Genomic DNA, 975 nt, shown 5'->3' with positions numbered 1-975 from the left:
GCCGTGCCCAGCGACGGCGGGCCGCCGGGGACGACGACCGTCCGGCCGCCGGGGTCGACGACGAGGGTGGCCGGGCCCTTGAGCAGCACGGTCGCGCCGGTCCGGGCCGCGACCGTGCGCGCGGCCTGCCAGCGGCCGGTCCCCGACGACGGCGGCTCGTCGAGCGCGCCCAGCAGGCGGTCGAGCTCCCCCGCGTGCGGGGTGAGCAGCAGGCGCTCGGGCCGCACGAGCGTGCCGTCCGCCAGCGCGCGGGCCAGGCCGGTGAGGGCGCCGGCGTCGACGACGGCGGGCTCGTCCGCGACGGTCAGCACGTGCTGCACCCGCGGGTCCTCGGGCCCGCTCGTGCCGGGGCCGGTCACCCAGGCCTGCACGCGGCCCACCTCGGCCAGCTGCTGGACGACGACCTCCGGCACGGCCTGCAGCACGAGCTCCGCGAGGCCCGGCGCGCCGTCGGGCGGGACGAGGCGGACCATCCCGGCGCCCGCGCCTGCGGCGGCCCGCGCGACCATCACGGCCGCGCCGGGATAGGCGGGCTCCCCCGCGGCGACGCCGAGCACGCCGCGGGAGTACTTGTCGGCGTCGCGCCGGGCCCAGGGCCACAGCGCCGCCACGGCGTCCGCGACCCGCTCCGGGTCGGCACCCACCCGCAGCCGGGACAGCGCCGGTCCGGAGGGCAGGTGCGGCTCGAGCCCCAGGGGCACGACGACGAGCTCGCCGACCAGCCCGCCGGCCTCCGGCAGGAGCAGGCCCGGCTTGGCGACGCCGAAGGTGACGGTGACGTCGGCGCGCAGGACCGGTCCCCGGGCGCGCCCGTCCGCGGGGTCGAGGCCGCTCGGCAGGTCGCAGGCCACCACCGAGGGCGGCCGCGGGCCGTCGACGAGGACGTGCAGGCACTTGACGCGCACGGGCATCCCGCCGGCGCTCGTGCCGGCGGTCTCCGCCACCTCCCCCAGCTCGGCGCGACGGGCCAGGTAG

1 protein-coding gene is annotated in these 975 nt (G+C 80.6%); it reads right to left on the bottom strand.

Translation table 11 applies throughout. The features are described from left to right. Nucleotides 1-975, bottom strand: a 975-nt coding sequence (locus WCS02_RS20605) for a bifunctional ADP-dependent NAD(P)H-hydrate dehydratase/NAD(P)H-hydrate epimerase (protein WP_340296182.1), incomplete at both ends; no start/stop codon positions are given.

Origin of the sequence: Aquipuribacter hungaricus (assembly GCF_037860755.1) — a bacterium.
Lineage (GTDB): Bacteria > Actinomycetota > Actinomycetes > Actinomycetales > JBBAYJ01 > Aquipuribacter > Aquipuribacter hungaricus.
This window is presented reverse-complemented; position numbering and strand designations above follow the sequence as displayed.